Origin of the sequence: Rossellomorea sp. YZS02 (assembly GCF_033963925.1) — a bacterium.
Classification (GTDB): domain Bacteria; phylum Bacillota; class Bacilli; order Bacillales; family Bacillaceae_B; genus Rossellomorea.
In genome coordinates this window covers 146,520-170,641 of record NZ_JAXBLY010000008.1, presented here as the reverse complement: position 1 = coordinate 170,641, position 24,122 = coordinate 146,520, and the positions used below count along the sequence as shown (strand labels likewise).

At 41.4% G+C, this 24,122-nt stretch carries 25 protein-coding genes; 18 read left to right on the top strand and 7 right to left on the bottom strand.

What is annotated here, in order from left to right; genetic code table 11:
• Positions 1–112: 112 nt before the first annotated feature.
• The 3 genes from SLH55_RS10325 to SLH55_RS10315 all read left to right on the top strand — a co-directional run bounded on the left by SLH55_RS10325 (position 113) and on the right by SLH55_RS10315 (position 4,215).
• Positions 113–2,038, top strand: a complete 1,926-nt coding sequence (locus SLH55_RS10325; RefSeq protein ID WP_320323351.1) for an ATP-dependent DNA helicase — start codon at positions 113–115, stop codon at positions 2,036–2,038.
• Positions 2,039–2,210: 172 nt separating this feature from the next.
• The gene (locus tag SLH55_RS10320; protein WP_219168296.1) at positions 2,211–3,725 is read left to right on the top strand and encodes a carboxypeptidase M32; all 1,515 of its coding nucleotides are present in this window, start codon (positions 2,211–2,213) and stop codon (positions 3,723–3,725) included.
• 22 nt (positions 3,726–3,747) lie between these two features.
• Positions 3,748–4,215, top strand: coding sequence for a GyrI-like domain-containing protein (locus SLH55_RS10315; protein WP_219168295.1), 468 nt, complete (start codon positions 3,748–3,750; stop codon positions 4,213–4,215).
• Between the two features lie 75 nt (positions 4,216–4,290).
• Here the strand turns inward: SLH55_RS10315 and SLH55_RS10310 are convergent, their stop codons facing one another.
• Positions 4,291–5,937 (bottom strand): b(o/a)3-type cytochrome-c oxidase subunit 1, encoded by a 1,647-nt coding sequence (locus SLH55_RS10310; RefSeq protein WP_219168294.1) that lies wholly within the window; start codon positions 5,935–5,937, stop codon positions 4,291–4,293.
• Positions 5,938–6,414 carry a cytochrome c oxidase subunit II gene (locus SLH55_RS10305; protein WP_219168293.1) on the bottom strand — a complete coding sequence of 159 codons (477 nt, stop codon included), beginning with the start codon at positions 6,412–6,414 and terminating at the stop codon, positions 5,938–5,940.
• A gap of 588 nt (positions 6,415–7,002) precedes the next feature.
• Between SLH55_RS10305 and SLH55_RS10300 the strand changes: the two genes are divergently transcribed.
• Positions 7,003–7,773 (top strand): SDR family NAD(P)-dependent oxidoreductase, encoded by a 771-nt coding sequence (locus tag SLH55_RS10300; protein ID WP_219168292.1) that lies wholly within the window; start codon positions 7,003–7,005, stop codon positions 7,771–7,773.
• A 56-nt stretch (positions 7,774–7,829) separates the two neighbouring features.
• Here the strand turns inward: SLH55_RS10300 and SLH55_RS10295 are convergent, their stop codons facing one another.
• Entirely contained in the window at positions 7,830–8,279 is a 450-nt protein-coding gene (locus SLH55_RS10295) for a chemotaxis protein CheX (RefSeq protein ID WP_219168291.1), read from the bottom strand.
• A gap of 188 nt (positions 8,280–8,467) precedes the next feature.
• Between SLH55_RS10295 and SLH55_RS10290 the strand changes: the two genes are divergently transcribed.
• From SLH55_RS10290 to SLH55_RS10265, 6 genes are all read left to right on the top strand, one after another.
• A complete protein-coding gene (locus SLH55_RS10290; protein WP_320323350.1) occupies positions 8,468–9,538 on the top strand; it encodes a type III polyketide synthase in 1,071 nt (356 codons plus the stop codon).
• Between the two features lie 2 nt (positions 9,539–9,540).
• A complete protein-coding gene (locus tag SLH55_RS10285) occupies positions 9,541–10,104 on the top strand; it encodes an isoprenylcysteine carboxyl methyltransferase family protein (protein WP_413787088.1) in 564 nt (187 codons plus the stop codon).
• A gap of 437 nt (positions 10,105–10,541) precedes the next feature.
• Positions 10,542–14,159 (top strand): dynamin family protein, encoded by a 3,618-nt coding sequence (locus SLH55_RS10280; RefSeq protein ID WP_320323348.1) that lies wholly within the window; start codon positions 10,542–10,544, stop codon positions 14,157–14,159.
• Positions 14,160–14,182: 23 nt separating this feature from the next.
• Positions 14,183–14,362: a hypothetical protein gene (locus SLH55_RS10275; RefSeq protein ID WP_320323347.1), complete on the top strand. Its 180-nt coding sequence runs from the start codon at positions 14,183–14,185 to the stop codon at positions 14,360–14,362.
• A complete protein-coding gene (locus SLH55_RS10270; RefSeq protein WP_320323346.1) occupies positions 14,359–15,189 on the top strand; it encodes a sulfurtransferase in 831 nt (276 codons plus the stop codon). Before SLH55_RS10275 ends, SLH55_RS10270 begins: the two co-directional genes overlap by 4 nt.
• Before the next feature lie 109 nt (positions 15,190–15,298).
• Positions 15,299–16,198, top strand: a complete 900-nt coding sequence (locus SLH55_RS10265; RefSeq protein ID WP_320323345.1) for a 5'-3' exonuclease — start codon at positions 15,299–15,301, stop codon at positions 16,196–16,198.
• 57 nt (positions 16,199–16,255) lie between these two features.
• On the opposite strand, the gene sspL is transcribed toward SLH55_RS10265, so the two are convergent.
• Positions 16,256–16,393, bottom strand: coding sequence for a small, acid-soluble spore protein L (gene sspL / locus SLH55_RS10260; RefSeq protein WP_219168285.1), 138 nt, complete (start codon positions 16,391–16,393; stop codon positions 16,256–16,258).
• Positions 16,394–16,501: 108 nt separating this feature from the next.
• Between sspL and SLH55_RS10255 the strand changes: the two genes are divergently transcribed.
• Together SLH55_RS10255 and SLH55_RS10250 are read left to right on the top strand one after the other, a co-directional pair.
• Positions 16,502–16,990 (top strand): divergent PAP2 family protein, encoded by a 489-nt coding sequence (locus SLH55_RS10255; RefSeq protein ID WP_320323344.1) that lies wholly within the window; start codon positions 16,502–16,504, stop codon positions 16,988–16,990.
• A gap of 34 nt (positions 16,991–17,024) precedes the next feature.
• Positions 17,025–17,291 carry a DUF6123 family protein gene (locus SLH55_RS10250; protein ID WP_320323343.1) on the top strand — a complete coding sequence of 89 codons (267 nt, stop codon included), beginning with the start codon at positions 17,025–17,027 and terminating at the stop codon, positions 17,289–17,291.
• Between the two features lie 125 nt (positions 17,292–17,416).
• On the opposite strand, the gene SLH55_RS10245 is transcribed toward SLH55_RS10250, so the two are convergent.
• Positions 17,417–17,803 carry a reverse transcriptase-like protein gene (locus SLH55_RS10245; RefSeq protein ID WP_219168612.1) on the bottom strand — a complete coding sequence of 129 codons (387 nt, stop codon included), beginning with the start codon at positions 17,801–17,803 and terminating at the stop codon, positions 17,417–17,419.
• Positions 17,804–17,857: 54 nt separating this feature from the next.
• Positions 17,858–18,538, bottom strand: a complete 681-nt coding sequence (locus tag SLH55_RS10240; RefSeq protein ID WP_320323342.1) for a queuosine precursor transporter — start codon at positions 18,536–18,538, stop codon at positions 17,858–17,860.
• A 95-nt stretch (positions 18,539–18,633) separates the two neighbouring features.
• On the opposite strand from SLH55_RS10240, the gene SLH55_RS10235 reads away from it, so the two are divergent.
• The gene (locus SLH55_RS10235) at positions 18,634–19,290 is read left to right on the top strand and encodes a reverse transcriptase-like protein (RefSeq protein ID WP_219168281.1); all 657 of its coding nucleotides are present in this window, start codon (positions 18,634–18,636) and stop codon (positions 19,288–19,290) included.
• A gap of 64 nt (positions 19,291–19,354) precedes the next feature.
• Positions 19,355–19,552: a zinc-finger domain-containing protein gene (locus SLH55_RS10230; RefSeq protein ID WP_219168280.1), complete on the top strand. Its 198-nt coding sequence runs from the start codon at positions 19,355–19,357 to the stop codon at positions 19,550–19,552.
• 51 nt (positions 19,553–19,603) lie between these two features.
• Here the strand turns inward: SLH55_RS10230 and cspD are convergent, their stop codons facing one another.
• Positions 19,604–19,804 (bottom strand): cold-shock protein CspD, encoded by a 201-nt coding sequence (cspD, locus tag SLH55_RS10225; protein ID WP_219168279.1) that lies wholly within the window; start codon positions 19,802–19,804, stop codon positions 19,604–19,606.
• A 361-nt stretch (positions 19,805–20,165) separates the two neighbouring features.
• Here cspD and SLH55_RS10220 point away from each other — a divergent pair, with 361 nt between their 5' ends.
• Genes SLH55_RS10220 through SLH55_RS10205 form a run of 4 tightly spaced genes read left to right on the top strand, consistent with a single transcriptional unit; the run spans position 20,166 to position 24,046 of the window.
• Entirely contained in the window at positions 20,166–21,101 is a 936-nt protein-coding gene (locus SLH55_RS10220) for a metal ABC transporter solute-binding protein, Zn/Mn family (protein WP_320323341.1), read from the top strand.
• Between the two features lie 18 nt (positions 21,102–21,119).
• A complete protein-coding gene (locus tag SLH55_RS10215) occupies positions 21,120–21,866 on the top strand; it encodes a metal ABC transporter ATP-binding protein (protein ID WP_226675229.1) in 747 nt (248 codons plus the stop codon).
• Positions 21,867–21,881: 15 nt separating this feature from the next.
• A complete protein-coding gene (locus SLH55_RS10210) occupies positions 21,882–23,174 on the top strand; it encodes a metal ABC transporter permease (RefSeq protein ID WP_219168611.1) in 1,293 nt (430 codons plus the stop codon).
• Positions 23,171–24,046: a metal ABC transporter permease gene (locus tag SLH55_RS10205; RefSeq protein ID WP_219168276.1), complete on the top strand. Its 876-nt coding sequence runs from the start codon at positions 23,171–23,173 to the stop codon at positions 24,044–24,046. Before SLH55_RS10210 ends, SLH55_RS10205 begins: the two co-directional genes overlap by 4 nt.
• Positions 24,047–24,122 lie beyond the last annotated feature (76 nt).

The window sequence follows — 24,122 nt, the reverse complement described above, 5'->3', positions numbered from 1 at the left end:
CTTTTCTTTTGTTTGTTACCATAGAGGGACGTCAGATTATTTGTCCATTACCCCTTTTCAACAGGAAAAAATTCTAGTAAATTAGAAATATTGTGTCACGCAGGAGGTCCATATGAGAAGAAAATTACCATTTGAACTTACGAAGGAGCAATCCTTTTATGAAGCATTATCCGATTGGGTCGGTGATGTTTTTTATGATTTATTGCCTGAAAAGGGATTTGATTTACGAGATGAACAGGTCTTTATGGCTTTTCAGCTCAATCAAGCATATAAAAATAAGCAGGTCATGTTTGCGGAAGCAGGAGTTGGTACAGGGAAAACCCTGGTGTATCTTCTATATGCATTATCCTATGCGAGGTATACAGGGAAGCCTGCAATCATCGCCTGTGCCGACGAAACGCTCATAGAGCAGATTGTCAAAAAAGAAGGGGATATAAAGAAGCTTGAAAGCGCACTTGACTTAGACATAGATGTTAGACTTGCAAAATCGAGGGAGCAGTATCTTTGCATTAAAAAACTGGAAGAGAACGTTTCGAATGATGAACTCTATCTGGATATGTGGGAAGAATTGCCGGGATTTGTTCATGATAATTCCTCCATGCGAAGCTTCACCCATTATGGGGACCGTAAAGAATATGCCGGGTTGTCAGATGAAGAATGGGATCATGTAGGCTGGGACTCCCTTCAGGACTGCATGTCATGCGTCTATCGCCACCGCTGTGGTCTAACCCTTCATCGTGAACATTATCGGAACGCGGCTGACTTGATAATTTGCTCCCATGATTTTTACATGGAGCATATCTGGACAAAGGAGAGCAGAAAGCGGGAAGGACAGCTTCCACTCCTACCGGAAGCGAGCTCCGTCGTATTTGATGAGGGTCATCTGCTGGAATTCGCTTCTCAAAAAGCGATGACGTACCGAATGAGAATGGAGACACTTGAAAGCCTTCTTGAAAAGCTATCATCATCGGATATGAGGGAAGAGACACTGTATATCATTGAAGACATCATGTTGGAAAATGAAAAGTGGTTCGATTTATTGGAAAAGGAATCCAAAGCAGAGATTGGTTCCGAAAGGCAGTATATTACCCGGTCTGAATCAATATTACAGCAGGGCAGATCACTTACTGAGAAAATCGAAAGTCTATTGAATGAGCTCGTATTTGAATCAGAAATGTATGTCATGGATGATTATTTACTAAAGGTTGTGGAAGAATATCTGGAGCAAATTCAATATTCCTTGAAACTATTTTTAGATGACGAGAAAGGAATCTATTGGTTGGAAACATCAAAAGAAGAGCATACCTTTGTCGTGATGCCTAGATTAGTAGAGGAAATTCTGAAAGAACAAGTATTTTCTCAAAGTATTCCATTCATTTTCTCTTCTGCCACTCTGTCTTATAATAAAGATTTCTCATATGTTTCCCAGTCGCTGGGGATCGAACAATATGAAAAATTCTCAGTGGAATCACCTTATGAGTACGAAGAGATGATGAAAGCCTATCTTCCATCACTGGATGCCGAGGCAAACGCAAAGAGTCAGTATGCATTTGATCAACTTAAGAGTAACCAAGGGAAAACGTTGATTCTCTTCTCATCCAAGAATGAAATGAATGCTTTCAGGTCTTATCAACTTCAACAGGGGGATCAAGCCTGGGATGTGATTTATGAAGGTGACAGAGAAATCAGTGATACGGTAGAACAGTTCCAGCAGGAAACATCTACGGTTCTTTGTTCCTATCACTTATGGGAAGGTCTGGACGTGCCTGGTGAGTCTCTTTCGCAGGTGGTTATCTACTCGCTTCCATTCCCGCCAAAGGACCCGGTATTTGATGCGAAACGGAATCATGCCTCAGATGCAATGCAAGAAGTAGACATTCCTTATATGATCCTTCGCTTGAGACAAGGGATCGGCCGCTTGATTCGTACGAGTGAAGACAAGGGAAGCATCCATGTTCTAATGAATGACACTGAAACATCCTTCAAAGGACTGGTAGAATCGGTTTTACCAGTCGGAATTGAAGTACTGAATGCATAGAGATTGAAATGATGCCGCCTGGATGGGCGGCTTTTTTATTGGATCCAGGTTCTTTTAGCATGGATGATAATAGCTAAAACGATGATTCATTCATCCCCAAACGTTTCTGAAGCCAAGTTTCCAGAAAAATATGATAAAATAGATTGTATGTAAAAAAAGGGGGCTTTATAAAATGAAAGAATCAGTAACAGAGACAATAAATCAATTTAATGATTATGTGAAAAAAATGTCTGCATATAATGAAGCACTGGGATTGATGTTCTGGGACTTAAGGACGGGTGCTCCAAAAAATGGAGTTGAGCAGCGATCAGAAGTCATCGGGATGCTATCATCAGAACTATTTGAAATGTCCACTTCGAGTGAAATGGCCGCTTACCTGGCGAAACTCTCTCCAGAGATGGATCAATTGGATGAAATGACACAGAAATTATTGGAAGAATGTCAAAAAGAATATGATCGAAATAAAAAAATCCCTGCTTCTGAGTATAGGGAATACGTAGTATTACAATCAAAAGCGGAAGGTGTCTGGGAAGAGGCAAAAGAAAAAGCGGATTTCGATATGTTCAAGCCTTACTTAGAGAAGCTTGTGGCATTCACAAAACGCTTCATTGATTATTGGGGTTATGAAGAAAATAAATATGATACATTACTGGATATGTATGAGCCGGGTGTAACAGTAAACGTGTTGGACAGGGTTTTTGGCGATCTTAGAGATCAAATCGTTCCACTTGTACATAAGATTTCTCAATTGGAAAATAAACCACAAACCGATTTCCTTTATAAAAACTTTCCTAAAGATAAACAAAAACAGTTCAGTTTAAAAATCCTTGAACAAATGGGATACGATTTTAACTCCGGCAGATTGGACGAAACAGTACATCCATTTGCGATTGGTTTAAACCCTGGTGATGTGAGGGTAACTACTAAATATGACGAAAGTGATTGGAGAACAGCAGTCTTTGGTACAATTCATGAGGGTGGTCATGCACTATATGAACAAAACATTTCAAAAGACTTGATGGGTACCCCTCTTTGTACGGGAACGTCAATGGGGATTCATGAATCCCAATCGCTGTTTTATGAAAACTTTGTAGGAAGGGAGCACGCTTTCTGGAAACAGAATTATTCGTTGCTGAAGGAATACTCGACAGGACAATTTGATTCCGTTGAATTAAGTGATTTCTACAGAGCGATCAATGAGTCGAAGCCCTCTTTAATCCGGATCGAGGCAGATGAGTTAACATATGCTTTACATATCATTATTCGCTATGAAATTGAAAAAGGATTATTTAACGATGAGATCGAAGTGGAAAATCTCCCTGAAATCTGGAATCAAAAATATGAAGAATACTTAGGTATACGTCCTTCACATAACGGTGAAGGAGTGCTGCAGGATGTTCATTGGGCAGGGGGGAGCTTTGGTTACTTTCCGTCATACGCATTAGGATATATGTATGCGGCACAGTTAAAGCGTGCCATGTTAAAGGATATTCCTCATTATGAAGAACTGTTGGAACGAGGAAACCTTACACCAGTAAGAGAATGGTTGACGACGAATGTGCACCAGTGGGGCAAGATGAAAAAACCGCTTGAAATTATCAGGGAAGTGACTGGGGAAGGGCTCAATGCCCAATACTTGGCCGATTATCTGACGGAGAAGTATTCAAAGGTTTATTCCTTGAATTAACAAATACATTGGAGGCAAAATCATGGAAATTAATGTAGCATCACTGGAGGATAAATTACTTGTTGGAATAGGTTGGACCGGTCCATATGGAAGAGGTTCCGAGATTCCAAGACTATTCACTAAATTTCAACAGATGATCCCATCCATTCATCATATCAATGGAGATGAATGCATATATGCACCTTTCCATGACAGAGCGACTGATTTTACGTACTATTGTACCGTGGAGGTTGATCGTGTGGAGAAGCTTCCACCGGGGCTGGTTGAACTGTCACTCCCTGCCGGAGAGTATGCCCACGCCCTTTATAGAGGTCTTTCGACGGAAGTGGAGCAAGCCTACTTTGCTATCTTTAACTGGATTAAAGAAAACGGGTTTGAGAAGGACTACTCCAGACTGAGTGTCGAGAAGTATCTATCCCAGGATAGAGAAATCAACGAAACGGAAGATGAACGGAAATTAGAGCTCTTTGTCCCTATTAAACAGAAATAGTAAAGAGGCTGCTTCATTTGAAGCAGCCTCTTATAATGCTTGTCGCCCCAGCGCAAGCCCCTGGAGCTTTTCTTGTTACCACATACGGTACCCTTTAGATGCGGGCGGTGCATTTTGGATCATGTCGATGAATGGGGCAGAGTAGGCAACAAGAATGAGAGCCGCTAAGATGGTTAACCAAATTTTCCAGTTTTCAAGGACCATTGGGGTTCTATCGGCTGCTTCTGCTTGTTCGCCTACAGGAAATTCTTCCTCTCCTCTCGGTGCAAAGAATGCCAGGTTGATGAAGATGTATAGAACGAGAATGATTCCCATGAAAAGGATGGTCCCGCCAACACCCTGGGCGATTTGATAGGGGATCCAATCCATTGCCTGTGATGCATCACCATAGGTGGAATAAGAAGACCTTCTTGGGGCACCCAGTAAACCAGCTGCATGCATGGCACCAGACATGATGCTCATCCCTACCGCCCAGACGATGGCTTGGACGATGGCCAGTTTGTTCATCGCTTTCGTCAAGACACGTCCAGTTAAATGAGGTACTAACCAGTAAGAGATACCAAAGAACGTTAAAACGACAGACGTGGCAAGTGTTAAATGGAAATGACCGGTCACCCATATTGTATTATGAACAACCTGATTCATTTGGTTAGATGCATTGATCAAGCCGCCAGCTCCTGCAGGGATGAAAGCGACCATCCCGATAAATGGTACAGTAAACCGTGCATCAGACCATGGAAGCTTCTTGAACCACCCGAATAATCCCTTAGCCCCTTTGGAACGTCCGTACATTTCAAAGGTTGCAAACAGCGAGAATGCCGTCATCAGGGAAGGAATCACAACCATGAACGTCAGGACTACCTGCAGGAACTTCCAATACGCATCTATTCCAGGTTCTACCAATTGGTGATGGAAACCGACGGGAATAGAGAACAGAAGGAACAGGATAAAAGATAGGCGTGCCAATGAATCGGAAAAGATTTTCCCCCCTATGATTTTTGGGATGATCACGTACCAGGCCATATAAGCAGGCAACAACCAAAAATACACGAGTGGATGACCGAAGTACCAGAATAACGTGCGACTGACAAGAACGTCGACCCTGTCCACCAAACCAAGGGACCAGGGGAGAAGCTGGAATAAAACAGTTCCTGCTACACCAATGGTGGCAACGATCCATAAGACGGTGTTGATAACAGCCATGAAGGTTAATAATGGGCTCGGCTGTCCGGGATGTTCCTTCCTCCAGCTCATGTATTTCATGATCATCCCTGCACCGCCAAACCAACTTCCAACAACCACGAATGTCAATCCTAAGTAGAAAATCCAATGTGCCTGCAGAGGAGCATAAAATGTATAGAGTACCGTGGCTTCATTTAATAGAATCATAACGGCAGCCATGATCGTGCCAAGGAGCATGATCCAGAATCCTGCCCACCCCATCATAAGGGATTTCTTGGAATAGGTACCTGACGTTCGGGAAATGGCCGCATGCTGGAATCCCAGGATAAAGAATGTCGTAAGTACTAATCCGAGTAATACCCCGTGAACCGTCAATACTTGATAATATCCGATTCCAGCGGGTAAAGTGAAACGGCCTGAACGTACTAAAACCTGCAATAACCCTGCCAATCCCCCTAGTGCCAGGGCGAAGAATCCAACATAGATATGGGCCATGGCGAGTGTTGCATCTTTTTTATCGATTCTCATCAAAGGATTCATTTAGTCCACCACCTTTATCATAGATTTCATCGTGTGATGCCCAACTCCGCAATATTCATTACATACAATGAGGTATTCTCCGGCCTTATCAAGGGTTGTCGTGTATTCACTGACAAATCCCGGCTCAAGCATCATATTGATATTCGTTCCTGCCACTTCAAACCCATGAATAACGTCTTTGGTTGTGGCAGTAATCTTCAGTGTTGACCCCTTTGGGATATCAATCTCCCCTGGAGTATAGTTAAAAGCCGATGCAACAAACACCAACTCATAATCCCAAGACTTTCCTTCCACCTTTTTTAATCCAGGCTTATTAAATGGTGCGATTTTGTCCACTTGCTCCGGGTTGACGTATGCCTTCGCACTTGGAGGCTGATGACCTTGATGAAAAGCACTGATTCCCAATATGATTAAAAATAATATAAGAGACCCTGTTCCTAACGTTAACCACCATTTCTCATACCGATGCATATGCATGTAGACCACTCCTTCAAATTAAAAACGATTCAGAAATAATATGAATACCCCAATCCATGTAAGGACTAAAAAACCGCCTAAAAATAATACGGAGGTAAAGGTACCTTTTAATGTATCGGATTCCTTCACTTTCATCACTGATTTTTGACGTAATTCCGGTTTTCCCATTCCCCTCATTCCTTCCCGTCAATGGACGATTGCTTTGATACTTTTATCATAAGTGGGGACATGGACTAAAATCTGTGATAAAAGTCACACATGGTGAGTAAGTTTGTGAAGAAATTGTGAAGCGATTCAAATTTGGGCTTTTTATAGCGTTCATTTACCAATCTTTCTTGCATAGAGTGTAGGAATGGAAAGGGAAGGAGAAGATCAGGTGCAAAAATTTTATTGTAAACAGTGCTGCCAAATTTTTTCTGATAAAACGATTTGTCCTCAATGCAGACTGCCTGTCGAAGCAGAGATTTATATCCAGGTTCATTATCACCAAGGCAAGAAAGGTCATCAATGAGAGGTTTACCTTTGGGAGAGACCGTATCTGTGTTAATATTAAGAAGATTTAATTTATAGATACGGTGGTGGGGAGAAATGTATTTACCTTCATTTTCTTTAAAAAACAAATTGGCTGTTGTCACAGGGGCAGGCCGCGGAATCGGACGAGCCCTCAGTATTGGGTTGGCAGAAGCTGGTTGTGATGTTGTCCTCTTATCAAGAACCAGGCGCGATTTAGAAGAGACGGCAGGAGTCATCGAGGAACTGGGGAGAAAGGCTTATATCCTCCCGACAGATGTAACATCCCGTGAAGACATTCAAAATGTTATATCCTACATAGAAGAAAACGGCATGTGCATTGATATTTTAATCAATAATGCCGGGATGAATATCCGGTCGACTGCCTTGGAGGTTACCGATGAAGAATGGCAGAAGATCATGGATACGAATCTTAAATCCGCTTTTATGATGAGCCAGGATGTGGGGAAACACATGAAAGAAAGGAACCGTGGGAAAATCATTAATATTGCTTCTGTTGCTGGTCATGTTGCCCTCAGGACCGGGGTCGTTTATGCTTCCACGAAAGCTGCCATGATTCAAATGACTAAGGTATTGGCAATGGAATGGGGAAAATACAATATTCATGTGAATAGCATCGGTCCATGGTATTTCAAAACGCCGTTAACCGAGGAATTGCTTCAAAATGAAGAGTATGTCAGCGATATATTGAGCGTTACTCCATTAAAAAGGATAGGTGAACTGGAAGAATTGGTCGGTCCTGCGGTGTTCCTCTCTAGTGACGCATCTAACTATGTTACAGGACAAACCCTTTTTGTAGACGGCGGCATGACGATTCATGGATTTTAACTGTCTCGAGACAAAAGGCTGACCTCTATTTAAGGTCAGCCTTTTCTCGAATGCTTCTATTCAATCATTAAAACCACCAGGAAATCCCCTACATTTTCAATCTTAATCGGTAGTTTTAAAGCTTTATCAAATCCATACATCCTTGATTGACCGACAATGACGGTTGGGGGGGTAATATCCAAAGAGTGGCCGGCTTGTGCAAGGAGTGTTGCCAGGTTTCCCGCGATCATGTTTCCAAGTTCCCCTGCGAAAGATTCAAGCATTTCACCCTCCAAAGGCATTCCAAACATGGATGCACCCAAACCTTGAAAGCTCTCCTCTTCACCATCAATGATCATTCTGCCTCTAACATCCCCCGTAAACCCGATGAGTACACCGATTTTATGCTGGCTGAACGGCTCTGTCAGCAATGAGGGTTTAAGAACGTCAATGTGCAAGGGAATGACCCCTTTAATCGATTCTACTGAACTATTGAGTATATCTGTGACACTTTTCGTTAAAATCATGTCGTTTCCTCCAGTATTTTGTCACTATAATCATACCATATAGACTAGGTTGAAAGGATGATATTTTAGTATTTATTTCATACTAAAGAACTATTTTACAATTTGTTTTTGAAGTATTACTCTGCATACATATTTTTGATATGTATGGAAATGCTATCCTTACATGGAAGTGTAAGGAGTGGACATACATGCCGAAGATACTCTCAGTAGAAACTGAAATCCCACCTGTGAAAATCACGCAAAACGAAGCGGCAGAATTTGCGAAACAATTATTTTCTTCAAGTTTTAGGGATATTGGCCGATTAATCAATGTGTTTCAAAACGGTGAAATAGAAAATCGCTATTTCGTGAAGGATCTCGAATGGTTTTCCAGGGAACATTCCCTTCAAGAAAAAAACGATGAATTTATCCACCATAGCGTTGAATTGGGTACGAAAGCAGTCCATAAGGTGTTATCAAGCCAAAACCTCACCTTGAAAGACATAGATGCCATTCTAACCATATCCACATCAGGTCTTTCAACCCCAAGTCTTGAAGCAAGAATAATGAACCGGCTCCCTTTTTCTCCTCATGTAAAACGAATACCGATTTGGGGGTTGGGGTGTGCAGGTGGAGCAAGTGGATTATCACGGGCGTATGAATACTGCCTGGCGTTTCCTGAGTCAAATGTTCTTGTTCTATCAATTGAATTATGCTCGCTGACCTTTCAACACGGTGATCGTTCAAAGAGTAATTTGATTGGGACATCGCTTTTTGCAGACGGAGTGGCATGCGCCCTTGTGTGTGGGGACAAGAGCCTGGCCATAAAAGGATTGTCACAGCCATTGCCAACTATCCTCGCCACCCAGTCGACGCTACTTGAGGATTCATTGGATGTCATGGGGTGGGAGGTCAAGGAAAATGGACTGCATGTAGTTTTCTCCAAAGATATTCCGACACTGGTGAAAAATTGGCTGCGACCGAATGTTGAGGGATTCATCGGGGCAAATGGGGTTGAGCTCGGAAATATAAAGCACTTTGTCGCCCATCCAGGTGGGAAGAAAGTGATTGAAGCATACAGGGAAGCATTGGGAATGGATGAAAGTATGACTAATGAATCCATGAAAGTCCTTAAGGAGTATGGGAATATGTCCTCAGTGACGATTCTATATGTCCTGAAAGAATTTATGGATAAAGGCTGCGAACGCGGGGACATTGGCTTAGGCACGGCTCTCGGGCCGGGATTCAGTTCTGAGCTGCTATTGATGAGGTGGGAATAATGCTGTATTTTATCCTTTTTATCTCCGTGTTGATGATCCAAAGAATTGTAGAATTATTCATAGCCAAATCGAATGAAAAGTGGATGAAGTCTCAAGGGGCCAAGGAATACGGACAGTCCCATTATCGAATGATGGTCGCTATCCACATCGCTTTTTTCATTTCCCTGCTCATTGAAGGGGGACTCCTTCATTCGGGAGTCAAACACTACTGGCCGTTTTTACTTGGTGGTTTTATCCTGACTCAGCTTGGGAGAGTATGGGCGATCGCTTCACTCGGGAAGTATTGGAATACGAAGATCATTGTCCTCCCGCAAGCTGAAGTTGTGGCAAAAGGTCCATATAAGCATTTGAAGCACCCTAACTACCTTATCGTTACATTGGAATTTCTGATTGTTCCTCTCCTATTCAACGCTTATTGGACATTGTTTATCTTTGCATTATTAAATCAATTCATCCTTTCTATCCGCATCCCCCTTGAGGAACGCGCTTTGAAGGAAGAAACGGATTATGAAAAGATCCACGTCAGAACAAGAGGCTGGATCCCGCTGTTTAAAAAAGAAAAATGAATTTCTTATTGAAAATGATTATCAATTTTGATAAGATTCTAATTGAAGATGAAAATTATTCTCAAAAGGGCGGGATTCAAATGGTATGGTTCTTGATATTATTTACTGTAGTAGCGTATGGCTTCATGATGAAGTATGTATTATCCAATGTTATGAAGAATCCGGTACAAGGGAAGAAAATATCTTCATACCAGAGAGACACTAAACCTTTTGCTCACTCAAATCTGATTGCAACAGAAACGACACGATAAATAATCCTGGCCTTCTTCTACACGGAAGAGGGCTTTTTATTTTGTCTTTTTCCACTTTTATCACTTCCGCATATACTGTCTTTAAACTCCGCTCTCCCTTGCCGACATGAATTCATAGAGAATTTGATCAAAATACGATAGAATAAAAACGTTATCATTCTTTTTAAAGCAGAAAGGAATTAGACTATGAGTCAAATTGAACATAAGAGCATCCATTTACATAATGCGTTACAAGAACTGGCAGCATATTACGATCTCTTCCTTCAAAGTGGGGATGAAGAGCGGGCTTCCAAGGTGGAACGATTGGCCGAAAAGTTGAACAAACATGAATTGATCCTGGCATTCTGCGGTCATTTTTCCGCTGGTAAATCCACCATGATCAACCGCTTGATGGGGGAGGATATCCTTCCTTCCAGTCCGATCCCAACCAGCGCGAATTTAGTGAAAGTTCATCATGCAGAAACTGATTTCGCGAAAATTCACTATCATCAATCACGTTCTCTGTACTTTAAGGCACCATATGATTTTGAGGCCATAAAGGAATTTTGCAAAAACGGTGAAGATGTGTACTCTGTGGAAATCGGACGAAAGAGAAGTGATGTGCCTGAGGGTGTGTCTGTTTTGGATACACCCGGTGTCGATAGCACGGATGATGCACACAGGTTGTCAACGGAGTCTGCCATCCACCTTGCTGATGCCGTCTTCTATGTGATGGATTATAATCACGTCCAATCACAGGTGAATTTCGAGTTCACCAAAGAGATGGTTCGTCATGGTGTCAAATTGTATTTGATCGTCAATCAAATCGATAAGCATCAGGATGAAGAATTAGCATTTACCGATTTTCAGGAAAGTGTGAGGAACTCATTCGCCACGTGGGGAGTCGTACCCGATGGAATCTTCTTTACAACCTTGAAAAATCCTGGTCATCCACACAATGATCTTAAAAAACTAGAGGCCTTGATTGAAGACCAAGTGAAAAGGAAAAGTGAACTGATTGGAGACTCGGCAGTGTCGGCCATTTCACAATTGAAATCTGAACATGAGAAATGGTATGAAGAAGAGCTAGGGAAAATCGAGGATAAGGCTCGGGATATTCTTACAGATATAGAATGGGAGAAAAAAGCTGACCTCCTTCAACAGGAAAAAAAGCTGATTGAAACCCTAGCCAAAAATGATGTCAAAGCCATTAAAGATCAATTCGAGGAAGAGAGAAGGGAAATCCTCAAAAATGCGTACTTAATGCCTTTTGAAACAAGGGAATTAGCGAAAGGCTATCTTGAAAGCAGGCAACCGGACTTTAAAGTCGGTTTCCTATTCTCAAGGCAGAAGACAGAAGAAGAAAAGGCCAAAAGGCTCCAAAAATTTAAAGAAGACATCAACACACGGATAGAATCCCAATTGGAATGGCATCTAAAGACCCTTGGTAAAAACATGATGAAAGAATATCTACCTTCATCAAATCTTCGCCCGGAATGGGATCGATTGAGTCTTGAAGTAGATGACCGTTTTCTGGAGGATTTAGTTAAACAGGGGGCAGGTGTCACGAGTGACTATGTTCTGCAATACTGTGAGGATCTTTCTGAAGCTTTAAAGAAAAAGGCAAGAAATGAAACCAATGGGCTGATTGAAACACTGATTGCTGAAATGGCGACCTCAACAACAGATGAACAATCAGTCATGGAAGGAGAATTGAAGGAGCTTCAGAATAAGACAGGTATCATTTATCAATGGAATTTACTTCAGGATGAGAAAATCGCACAACTTCGAAGGTTAATGAATGTGGAGATCGAACAAAAGCGGGCTGATTCGGTCATTTCACAATGGACCGGTAAATGGAAAGAACGGGAGGAAGATTATATTGTTGCCTCAGATGAAGTTCTGGAACAGAAACAGGAAGTGAAACGTGAACCGGAAATGAATATAAGAGCCTCTATGGATGAGCTGAAATCGTCTACTTCTATGGAAAAGGTCATTGATCGATTAGACATGATGACGGGTGTGTTCAGAAAGTACAAAGGCTTTACGAAAATGGCAGATCTGTTGGAAGGCAAGAGAGACCGGCTTTCGAATCAATCCTTTACAATAGCTTTGTTCGGTGCATTCAGTGCCGGTAAATCATCGTTTGCCAATGCCCTGTTAGGGAGTAAAGTACTTCCGGTGAGCCCTAATCCGACAACGGCTTCCATCAACCGTATCAACCCCGTATCAGTGGATAATGAGCACGAAACGGCCAATGTACAGATTAAAACCTATGAACAACTATTTTCTGACATCAATCATTCCCTTTCGCTTTTTAATAAGAATGTTTCATCCCTGGATGAAGCAGCGGAATTGATCCCTGTGTTAACAAGTGAAGGGAGCGGGAAAGAAAATGTTCACCTATCATTCCTGCAAGCCTTTCTTAAGGGGTATCCTACCTTTAAGGGAAATCTCGGCAAGACACGAAAGGTAGACCTTGAAGAATATAGGGGATATGTAGCAGATGAGGAGAAGGCTTGCTTTGTAGAGTCTATTGATCTATATTTTGATTGCGCCATTACAAGACAGGGAATCACCCTCGTCGATACACCGGGGGCGGATTCTATCAATGCACGACATACGGGTGTTGCCTTCGAATATATCAAGAATGCGGATGCGATCCTGTTTGTGACGTATTATAATCATGCATTTGCCAAAGCAGACAGGGAGTTCCTAATTCAATTGGGCCGTGTGAAGGACACCTTTGAATTGGATAAGATGTTCTTTGTCGTCAACGCCATCGATCTTGCCAGTGACGAGGAAGAAAAAAATGAAGTCATTGACTATGTAGAAGGTCAACTGATGCAATATGGGATCCGCTTTCCAAGGATTTTCGGAGTATCGTCCCTTCAGGCGCTTAAAGAAACAGATTCTCATAAGTCAGGTATTGCTGAATTCAAGGAGGAATTTCATACCTTCATACAGAATGATTTAGTGAGTATGAGCATAGATTCAGCTCTCGGTGAATGGGATAGAGGGCTGCAGCGTTTTAGCCAATATCTTCATTCAGCTTCTAGTGACAAGACTTATAAACAAGCAAGGAAAAAAGAACTGGTGGAAAGAAAGGCAGAGGTTCTCTCCCTTATCGATTCACAACCTGTAGAACCCCTTACGGTAGAAATGCAGCAGGAATCGAAAGAGCTCGTCTACTATGTAAAACAAAGAGTATTTTTCAGGTTGTCGGACTTTTATAAAGAAGCATTCCATTCAGGATTATTTTTACAATTCCCGACTCAGTCACAGGCGATCCAAGAAGGGTTGAAGGAACTTCTATCGAGTATCGGCTTTGATCTGGCTCAGGAAATGCGGGCTACATCCCTGCGGATCCAGCAGTTCATTCAAAAGCAGCTCCGGGATCAATGGATGGCTATGGAAGAGAAGATTCAACGGATTGAAGGGGATCTGGTCATTTCTCCGATGGAATATAATAATGACAGTACAATTGAATTTGAGAACGCCTTTAGTCAATTGGAGCTCCGACCGTTGGAAGAAGCCTTTTCAACCTTTAAAAATCCGAAGCATTTTTTTGAAAAAGGCGGTAAAAAGCTGATTCAGGAAAAACTGGAATCGATACTTAAGGAACCTGCCGACCATTATCTGGCACAGGAACATTCACGCATGGATACATGGGGGAAAACGTATCTCGAAGGAGAGTTCCAAGCACTTAAAGAAGAAATGAGTAGTCAAGTGATGGATCAGATCACGTCCAATCTTGAGGCCCTCGAGAACGTTCAGGACCTGAATCAACTGAAACGGGATTTAGAACAGCTCGAACAAGCATAAAGAAGCGAAGGGGGACAATCTCTGTGAATCCTTATCACTGCTGTGCCACATGCATTCACATTGAAGGAATGAAGTCGGATGGGAGGACCACCTATCATTGCTCAAGACTTGGCTATGAAACGAAAACCACTTATCAATTTTCCTGTTGGGAACCGAAGGAGGAAGTGGTGAAATTGATGAAGAAGAGGGGGATGAAATCATGAGTGTGCTCGTAGAGGTGGATTGGCTTATGGACCATATTCATGACGGGGATATACGAGTCATCGATTGTCGTTTTACTTTGGGGAATCCCGGAGAAGGGCGGGAACGTTACAATCATAGCCATATACCGGGTGCCGTCTTTTTTGACCTTGAAAAGGATTTATCCGGATTTGCGAAAAAGCACGGGGGGCGCCATCCCCTCCCGAATATGAAAAATTTCCTTCGTAAAGTCGAGGACGCAGGGATCGACAATCAATCAACCATTGTGATCTATGATGAAAAGGAAGGGGCATTCGCGGGCCGATGCTGGTGGTTATTCCATTATATCGGTCACGAGAACGTCTATGTTCTGAATGGGGGATTTGCCGCTTGGAAAGAGGCTTCAGGGGAAAGAGAATCAACTGTGCCCATGTATCCCCCAAGAAGCTATCGTCCCAACTTCAAAGAAGACATTATTGGCACTTTGCAAGAAGTAAAGGAGATTGCAAATGGGGAAAGAAATACGCCTTTGATCGACTCCCGGAGCAGGGAACGTTTCAAAGGTCTTGAAGAGCCGATTGATCGTATACCTGGCCATATACCTGGTGCCATCAATCACCCATGGACAGATGGGGTCAAGGAAGGGTATTTCCTTGGCCAATACGAGCAGAATAAGCGTTTCAAAGAGCTGAAGAAGGAAGACCCCATCATCGTTTATTGTGGATCTGGTGTGACAGCCACACCAAATTTCATTGCTCTTAAGGAAGCTGGATTTACTAATGTGAAGCTTTATGTGGGAAGCTACAGTGATTGGGTTTCTTATGAAGACCACAAGGTGGAGAAAGAATAATCTAAAGATAGCTAATTGGAAAAGGTTCATCACTTTTCCAATTAGCTATTTATTCGTATATGTTATACTTTAAAAAGTGAACGGAACGAAGTATTGAGGAGTGGTTGATTTGGAAAAGAAAAACGAGCATTTATTATTGATAGATGGCATGGCATTATTATTTCGATCTTTTTTTGCTACAGCCGTAACCGGCCAATTCATGATGAACTCAAAAGGACTTCCAACGAATGGTGTTCAGGGATTCATGAAGCATTTACTGATGGCCGCTGACCATGTAAAACCTACCCATATCATTGTGTGTTGGGATATGGGAAGTCAGACTTTCCGCAATGAAGTATTCAATGATTACAAATCGAATCGAAATGCACCTCCGGTTGAATTGATTCCTCAATTTGATCTTGCAAAAAAGGTGGCTGAAGGGTTCAATCTTTCCAACGTTGGAGTGGTCGGATATGAAGCAGACGATTGTATTGGGACGCTGGCAAAGCTTCATCAACCCGAGAGAAAAGTTTCTGTATTAAGCGGCGACCAGGATCTTCTTCAGCTTCTTGATGATAACATTGAAATCATGCTACTGAAGAAAGGTTTTGGAAACTATCAAACGTATACGAAAGACATTTTTGAAGAAGAAAGAGGAATTACCCCGCAACAATTCATCGATGTGAAAGCATTGATGGGAGATACGAGTGACGGGTATCCAGGGGTTAAAGGAATCGGGGAGAAAACGGCAATGAAGCTGATACAACAGTATAATGATATATCCGGGATCCTTGCCAATCTGCACGAGTTGACCCCTGCTCAACGAAAGAAAATTGAAGTAGACCTGGACATGCTGCATGTTTCAAGGAAATTGGCCGAAATTCACTGTGAAGTACCATTATCTGTTTCCGTTGAGGAAGCAAGATGGAATAACGTTTCACATGATACGCTCTCACTGGTGGACGACCTGGAATTGAAAGTTCTTAGAAGGTTTTTAGTAGGTTCAAATGTAATGATGGCTTCCAGCTAACCCTTCATTAGAGTGTCAGGGACCTTGAATAGTCCCTGACACTTTTTGTGTAATAAATTATTTTGTGTTCTTCTTTTTAGCTGCATTTTCTAATGTGCTCTTCGGCTCCATGGCGAATTCAGCATCCTGGGAAATTCCTTGCGGGTTAACGCTTTTTGCGTTCTTCCCTTTGTTTTTATTGTTTCCTTTAGTCATTCTACAAACCCTCCTTTATAGATCTTTATTATTTTGTCATTGTTACATACAAATATCCCATGTACAGAAAGATATTTGGGACAAACTATGGTTAAGGGAGGTGTGAGGGTGAATAAAGGAATTGTAACCGCATTGATCAGTATAGCCATTGCCCAGGGATTAAAAATCCCACTACACTTTTGGAAAAAGAAGGAATGGAAGCCTGAGCTGTTTTTTCAGACCGGAGGAATGCCGAGTTCCCATAGTGCCGGAGTGTCATCTTTGACGACATTCATTGCGTTGAAGAGAGGAGTTAGAACGGTCGACTTCGCTCTTTCTTTCATATTCGGTCTGATAGTCATGTACGATGCCCAGGGGATCCGCCGGCAAACCGGTGAATTGACCCTTAAAGTAAATAGCCTGGATGAGCTCGTCCGGAAAGCGCATGAAAAGGAAACCGTGGAATTCGAAGAGAAAAAACCGAAGAGACTGAAGGAAATGCTCGGACATCAGCCCCAGGAAGTGGTGGGAGGAGCAATACTCGGGTCCCTACTTGGCTTCATTGCCTTCTTGTTTTCCAAAAAGGATAGGCAAAAGAAAAAATTTTCTGTAAGATAAGAGAAGACAAAGTGGTGATAAGGTGAGGAGAAACGTGGAAAAGACAACAGAAGATTTTCTCATAGATTTGGAAAACAAAGGATTCAAATTTCAAGAAGACGCGATCGGCTTCATCTATTTTGGCAAAAAGTACACTGACGCCCCAGATGAACTGGTCAATAGCGCAATTGAAATCACATTGAAAGCACAGAAACAATTTGACAGCAGCTTCTATATGTCCATATTGGAAAGACTTCACTCCCAACAGATCTCTTCCAGAAAGGAAGCATTAAGATGGATGGAGCTGCAGGGGTTGGCATAGGGAGTAATTTGATGAACGTAAAAAAAGACCACCGAAAAGGAGCTCCTTTTCGGTGGTTTTCGTGATAGCTTAAAGGAATTAAGGGACAATCATTGTATTTCCTATTTTACTTCAAAAGAATCCCTTTAATTCAGATGGATGGCTTTTCGGGCAAGTTCATCCGCTGCTTTATTTTCTTTACTTGGTACCCATTTGACAAAGAAAAGGTTCATTTGCTTCGTGAGTCCCAAAATTTCTTCAAGTAATGGTTTATATTGACTGTTGCGGACAAATTCCTTCTCAATCGCCTGAACCACAGCTTGTGAATCGCTGCGCAGCCACACGATATCCGCCTGCTTCTCTAAACAGAATTCAAGTGCCATCCTGCATGCAGTGAATTCAGCTTCGTGATTATCCATCATTCCTAAAGGGATCGAATGTTTTTCGACTAATCCGTTGTTCTTGATCATGATTCCTGCGCCACTTGGACCGGGGTTCCCGGCACTTGCCCCATCAACATTCACTTCAATCACCATTATTCACCTCATCAAACAATATATTTATAATATATAGTAGCATATTCCCTTCTAGTTCGTATTCTTGGGAAATCGTTTAGCCATGTAGCCAAAAGGGGTATCCATGAGGGAAATGACCCATTTGAGGAGATAGGTTGTAATAAATATTTCAAACCAAATATCCATTGGATATTCTCCGAGGAAAGCAATGCTTGTAAAGACAAGTGTATCCAATAGTTGACTCACCATCGTACTCCCATTGTTACGAATCCAAAACTGTGCGTCTGTAGGGAATTTCTCCTTTAAATATGAGAAAATGTATACATCTGTTAACTGACTGACCAGGTAAGCAGCCAGGCTTCCAAGGGCGATTCGTGGGATAATGCCAAAAATCGTCGCCAGGGATTCCTGTGCGAAGTCCTCAGGGTGTGGTTGAAATTGCAGCACCAGTTGCATAATAATAGTCATAACGATAAGAGTGAAGAATCCGAGCCATACTGCTTTTTGGGCATCTTTCTTCCCGTACTTTTCATTCAGGATATCCGTCACTAAAAATGCGGTACCATACATGGCATTTCCTAATGTCGCTGTCATTCCGAAGATTTCGATTGTCTTAACGACCTGCAGGTTTGCAAGAATGGTGGAAATCCCGATCCAAACAAAGAGTCCGGTCCGTCCAAACATTCTATACATGAGCAGTAAACATGAGAACGTAACTAGTACGAAAATAAATCCAAACCATATATTAAACATAAAAAATCCTCCTAACCATAAATGAAACAATAGTCCTCATTATACAAAGAAAAATGATTTTGAACAATAAAATGGAGAAAACGGAGTGAATGACAATGGATATGAAGATCAAATATAAATACAAAAGTAAAACGGTTTCTGATATATGGTTTGAATCCGATTATTTTCCACGAAAAGAAACGTTGATTCATATTGATGACCTTATGAAAACAGGAAGAGTACTTGATCTTGAAATCATTGATGAAATGGGGAATTCATGGAGTAGGAAGGAATTCATGAAATTGAATCAGGAGTTGGAGAAAGAACCTGAAAATATTGTTCTGTTCTTTGACGGCGGATATGACAAGGAAACGTCGAATGCTGGTGCCGGAATTGTCATCTATTATGATAAGGGCGGGGAATCATTTAGAATCAGGAAAAATGAACTTCTCGAAGGAATTGAAAATAATAATGAAGCAGAATACGCAGCATTACATATTGCCCTTGGCCTCCTTGAAGAAATCGGTGTAAAAAATGTTCCTTGTACAATCAAGGGTGATTCCCAGGTGGTGATGAAACAGGTGGAGGGAGAATGGCCATGCTACGAAGAAGGCTTAAATAGGTGGCTCGACCGAATCGAAGCACGTATCCATAAGCTAAGACTGAAGCCAGAGCTCGTCATCCTGGGCAGGAAAGACAATAAAGAAGCCGACAAGCTCGCCAACCAGGCATTACAGGGAACAAACGTACACAGTAACAAACGGTTAGAATAATTTCACCGGGTATTATATACTCTATTAATAAAACGAACATTGTTATAAATCTAGGAGTGATTTCATGAATCGAAAAGAAGTGGTGGATAGAGTGGATGAGCTCGTTGACACCTACTGTAACGATTGCTTACTTAAAGCGCATTTTCGCAAGGAGTACGGCAAAACTTATGCTCATCGCTTTTGTATAGAACAATGCACCATTGGCGAACAAATCCGACAGTACGGAGCACGATTGAAGAGGAACGATTCGCATCAAACATAAAAGGCAGCCAGGAATGGCTGCCTTTTATGTTTGATCTATTGTTTTGTACAATTATGATTTAACTACGTTTGCTGCCTGTGGTCCGCGGTTTCCTTCAACAACTTCAAAAGAAACTTCTTGACCTTCTTCTAATGATTTGAACCCTTCACCTTGAATCGCTGAGAAGTGAACGAATACATCATCTCCACCTTCAACTTCGATGAATCCAAAACCTTTTTCATTATTGAACCATTTTACTTTACCATTTTGCATGTTAGAATCCTCCTAAATCGTTCAAGCACAGTTGTGCCTATGGAAAATAGTTTTCACGAAATGAATGATCCCAATGCTTAAAAATAAGCATGAAAACCGTCCATTTCAATGATGTCTTTACTATACAATATGACGATTTTCGAGTCAACATTTCCTCTTTTTTCACGGAAACGTTTAACCAATTTGGTTAATATGTGTTGACAATTTTTGAGTGAGGAAATAAAATTTGCATTAAGGAAACTTTTATAGTCATACATAAAATAAATTCCTTATTCAAAAAAAAGTGAACATATACAAGTTTCAAGAATAAGGTAGATGTATTAGAAAACAAAAAACTTATGGGTTAGAGAGGAGATTAAACATGAAAATAAGATTAATGGCTCTTACCGGGATGATCATTATTTTAGCGACAGGCCTCATCCTATCAGGCTGTGGAGCAACCACCTCGGGTACTAAAAACGATAAAATAGTCGTTACGACAACAATTGGGCAAATAGGGGATGCGGTTAAAAATATTGGAGGAGAACATGTAGAGGTTCAAAGTTTAATGGGACCCGGGGTGGATCCTCACCTATACAAAGCTAAACAGTCGGATATTGGTAAGCTTCAGGAAGCAGATATTATTTTCTACAGCGGTCTCCATTTAGAAGGGAAAATGCTTGAGGTATTTGAAAAAATGAATAAAGAAAAACCAACTTATGCCATCGCTGATAGCATACCTAAAGATAAACTGCGTAAAGATCAGGCAGATAATACGGCAACTGACCCACATGTGTGGTTCGATATTGATTTATGGAAAATTGCATTAGAGCAAGTGCGGGACGGATTGATCGAGAAAGATCCTGAAAACAAAGAAGACTACATTCGAAATACTGAAACGTACTTTGCGGAATTAGATGAACTGAAAGCATATGCTACGGAAGAAATGTCAAAGATTCCAAAAGAACAAAGAGTTCTTGTAACAGCTCACGATGCATTTAATTACTTCGGAGCAAAATACGATCTTCAAGTTATGGGATTACAAGGTCTGAGTACAGATGCTGAATATGGTTTAGCAGACGTGCAGTCTCTTGTAAATACATTGGTAGACAGAAACATTAAAGCTGTGTTTGTAGAATCAAGTATCTCTGAAAAATCGATCAACGCCGTTATAGCAGGGGCAGAGGATAAAGGTCATGAAGTTGAAAAAGGCGGGGAATTATTCTCAGATGCTATGGGGAAAGAAGGAACAGAAGAAGGAACGTACATTGGTATGTATAAGCATAACGTTGATACGATTGTAAAGGGACTAAAGTAAGTCTTAGGAGGCGATACCATGAATTCAGTTGATATTAAGGGGCTAACCGTTGCGTATCATAGAAAACCGGTTTTGATGGACGTAGAGTTTTCTGTTCCAAAGGGTAAGTTAATCGGAATTGTCGGTCCTAATGGTGCAGGGAAATCGACATTAATTAAAGCCATTCTGGGGTTGATTCCCCGCTCCTCCGGTGATATCAAAATCTTTGAAAAAGCCTATTCTCCTAAAAGCAAAGTAGTTGGGTACGTTCCCCAGCGTGGATCTGTAGATTGGGATTTCCCTACAAATGCATTGGATGTCGTATTAATGGGAAGATATGGTCATTTAGGATGGTTCAAGAGACCATCAAAAAAAGATGTTCAATTTGCAATGGAGTGTCTCGATAAGGTAGGAATGACTCAATTTGCATCAAGACAAATCAGTCAGCTATCAGGAGGGCAGCAGCAAAGGGTTTTTCTTGCGAGGGCACTGGCTCAGGAAGCGGAAGTGTATTTCATGGATGAACCATTTGTAGGAGTGGACGCTGCAACGGAAAAAGCAATCATTTCGTTATTGAATGAATTAAAGGAACAAGGAAAGACTGTACTGGTTGTTCATCATGATTTACAAACTGTTACAGAGTATTTCGATTGGACGCTGTTACTGAATAGAAAAACGATAGCCTATGGTCCAACAAAAGATGTGTTTAGTGTAGAGAATTTACAACTAACCTATGGAGGGAAACTATCTTTCCTGGAAAAGGATAAAATGCTGATTCATCCATAGAAAGAGGTGAAAATGATGAATCATTTATGGCAATCGATTTTAACGGACGGAAATACACAATGGGTATTATTGAGTACATTGTTACTGGGAATTGCGAGCGGAGTTTTAGGTAGTTTTGCTTTACTAAGGAAACAAAGCTTAATAGGGGATGCGGTCGCCCATGCAGCATTGCCGGGAATCTGTTTTGCATTTATGTTCATGGGGGAGAAAAATTTCTTTGTACTATTGATTGGTGCTGCCGCCACGGGTCTTCTTGCAGCTTACACGATACAACTCATTACAAACACAACGAGAATCAAGGAAGACACGGCTATTTGTTTAGTATTATCTGTATTCTTTGGATTAGGGATCGTCCTTTTAACAAAAGTTGCTCAAATGCCTACTGGTAACCAAAGCGGTTTGGATGATTTCATCTTTGGGCAGGCAGCTTCCCTTGTGGGGAGAGATGTTCAGCTTATGGGGTTAACGGCAACGGCTTTAATCATTATTACGTCCCTTTTATTCAAAGAATTTAAGGTAAGTACCTTTGATCCTCAATTCGCGAGGGGAATCGGGCTTCCTGTAGGTTTCTTGAATTTTCTTTTTGTTTCCTTATTAGTTATTACGGTTGTCATCGGAATTCAGGCAGTGGGTGTCATCCTGATGGCGGCTATGCTGATCACTCCTGCCATATCAGCAAGATACTGGACGAATTCATTGTCGACAATGGTCTTTATTTCCGGAATTGTCGGAGGCTTATCTGGGGCAGTCGGAACGCTGATCAGTACTCTTGGTAAAGGTTTATCTACCGGCCCATTCATTGTCTTGACGGCTACAGTTATTTTCATCACATCCATACTGTTCTCTCCGAAGCGCGGATTAATATCGATTATATTGAAAAGAGTGAAGAATGATGATCGATTGGCTATGCGTTTTCTACTGAAAAAGATGTATGAATACGGTAAGCAAACGATAGATGTAGATCATTTATTTCAACAAAGCAATATTTCTAACTTAAGATTTAATCGGGTATTGAAGCATTTAATGAAACAAGGTTACCTGAATGAAAAGGATGGAATAGTGACGATTACAAAATCAGGGCAAATGAAAGCAGAGCAATTCAGCTTTTTTGATGAAATCATGGAACTGAAAGAAATGTACCCGAGTGAGTTGGGATCACTTGATATCCAGTGGATTGAAAAGGAAGAAAAAGAGGCATTATCAAGAGAACAACTCACAAAGCTGCAAATGAAAATGTCCGATATTTATAGGCAATATCCTTTCTTAAACGTAAAGATGTCAAGGAGAAGAGGAGGGGCAAGAATATGAGTTATGAATTATGGATTCTTCTGACTGGTAGTTTAGTAGGTTTATCCTGTGGAATCGTAGGATGCTTCTTAATCCTGAGAAAGATGTCTATGTTAGCAGATGCAATCAGCCATACCGTGCTCCTAGGATTGGTTATGGCCTTCATTGTCAGCCAAAGTATGAATGGATTTTATATGTTGATCGGTGCAGCAGTGGCTGGATTGTTGACTACCTTTATGGTTCAGTTATTGAATTCCAGCGGTATCCAGGAGGATGCTGCAATAGGTGTAGTGTTTACTTCCCTGTTCGCTGTAGGGGTCATCCTCATTTCATTGTTTGCTAAGAATGTTCATTTGGATGTGGAGCATGCCTTAATGGGTGAAATTGCATTCGTCCCTTGGAATACCTTGTCATTGCCAATACTTGGGGACATTCCTAAATCAGTTGTAATGCTGGGATCTGTGTTGCTATTGGATATTCTCATCATTTTCCTTCTGTTTAAAGAGTTTAAATTAACTTCTTTTGATCCAAGTATGGCAGCGGCTATCGGTATCCCGGTACTTGCGGTTCATTATATATTAATGGGTCTGGTATCCGTTACGACCGTATCGGCATTTGATAGTGTAGGTGCGATTCTCGTGGTAGCGATGCTCATTGCCCCTGGAGCTACTGCATATTTACTTACTGACCGTTATAAAGTAATGCTTCTTTTAAGCGGGGGCATTGGAGTCTTTGATAGCATCATCGGATATTACGGGGCAAAGATGTTCGATGTGTCCATTTCAGGTGCAATGGCAGTGGCCGCCGGACTTGTTTTTTTCATCGTATGGATGTTATCGCCAAAATACGGGTTGATTTCCAGGTTCCTGAATACACGATTGATGGAGGAGTAATTTAAAGTGCTTGGGTTGTATTCATTCTGTAGTTATAGTAAACTTTTAATGATATTTATGGGAATTTGGAGGGTAC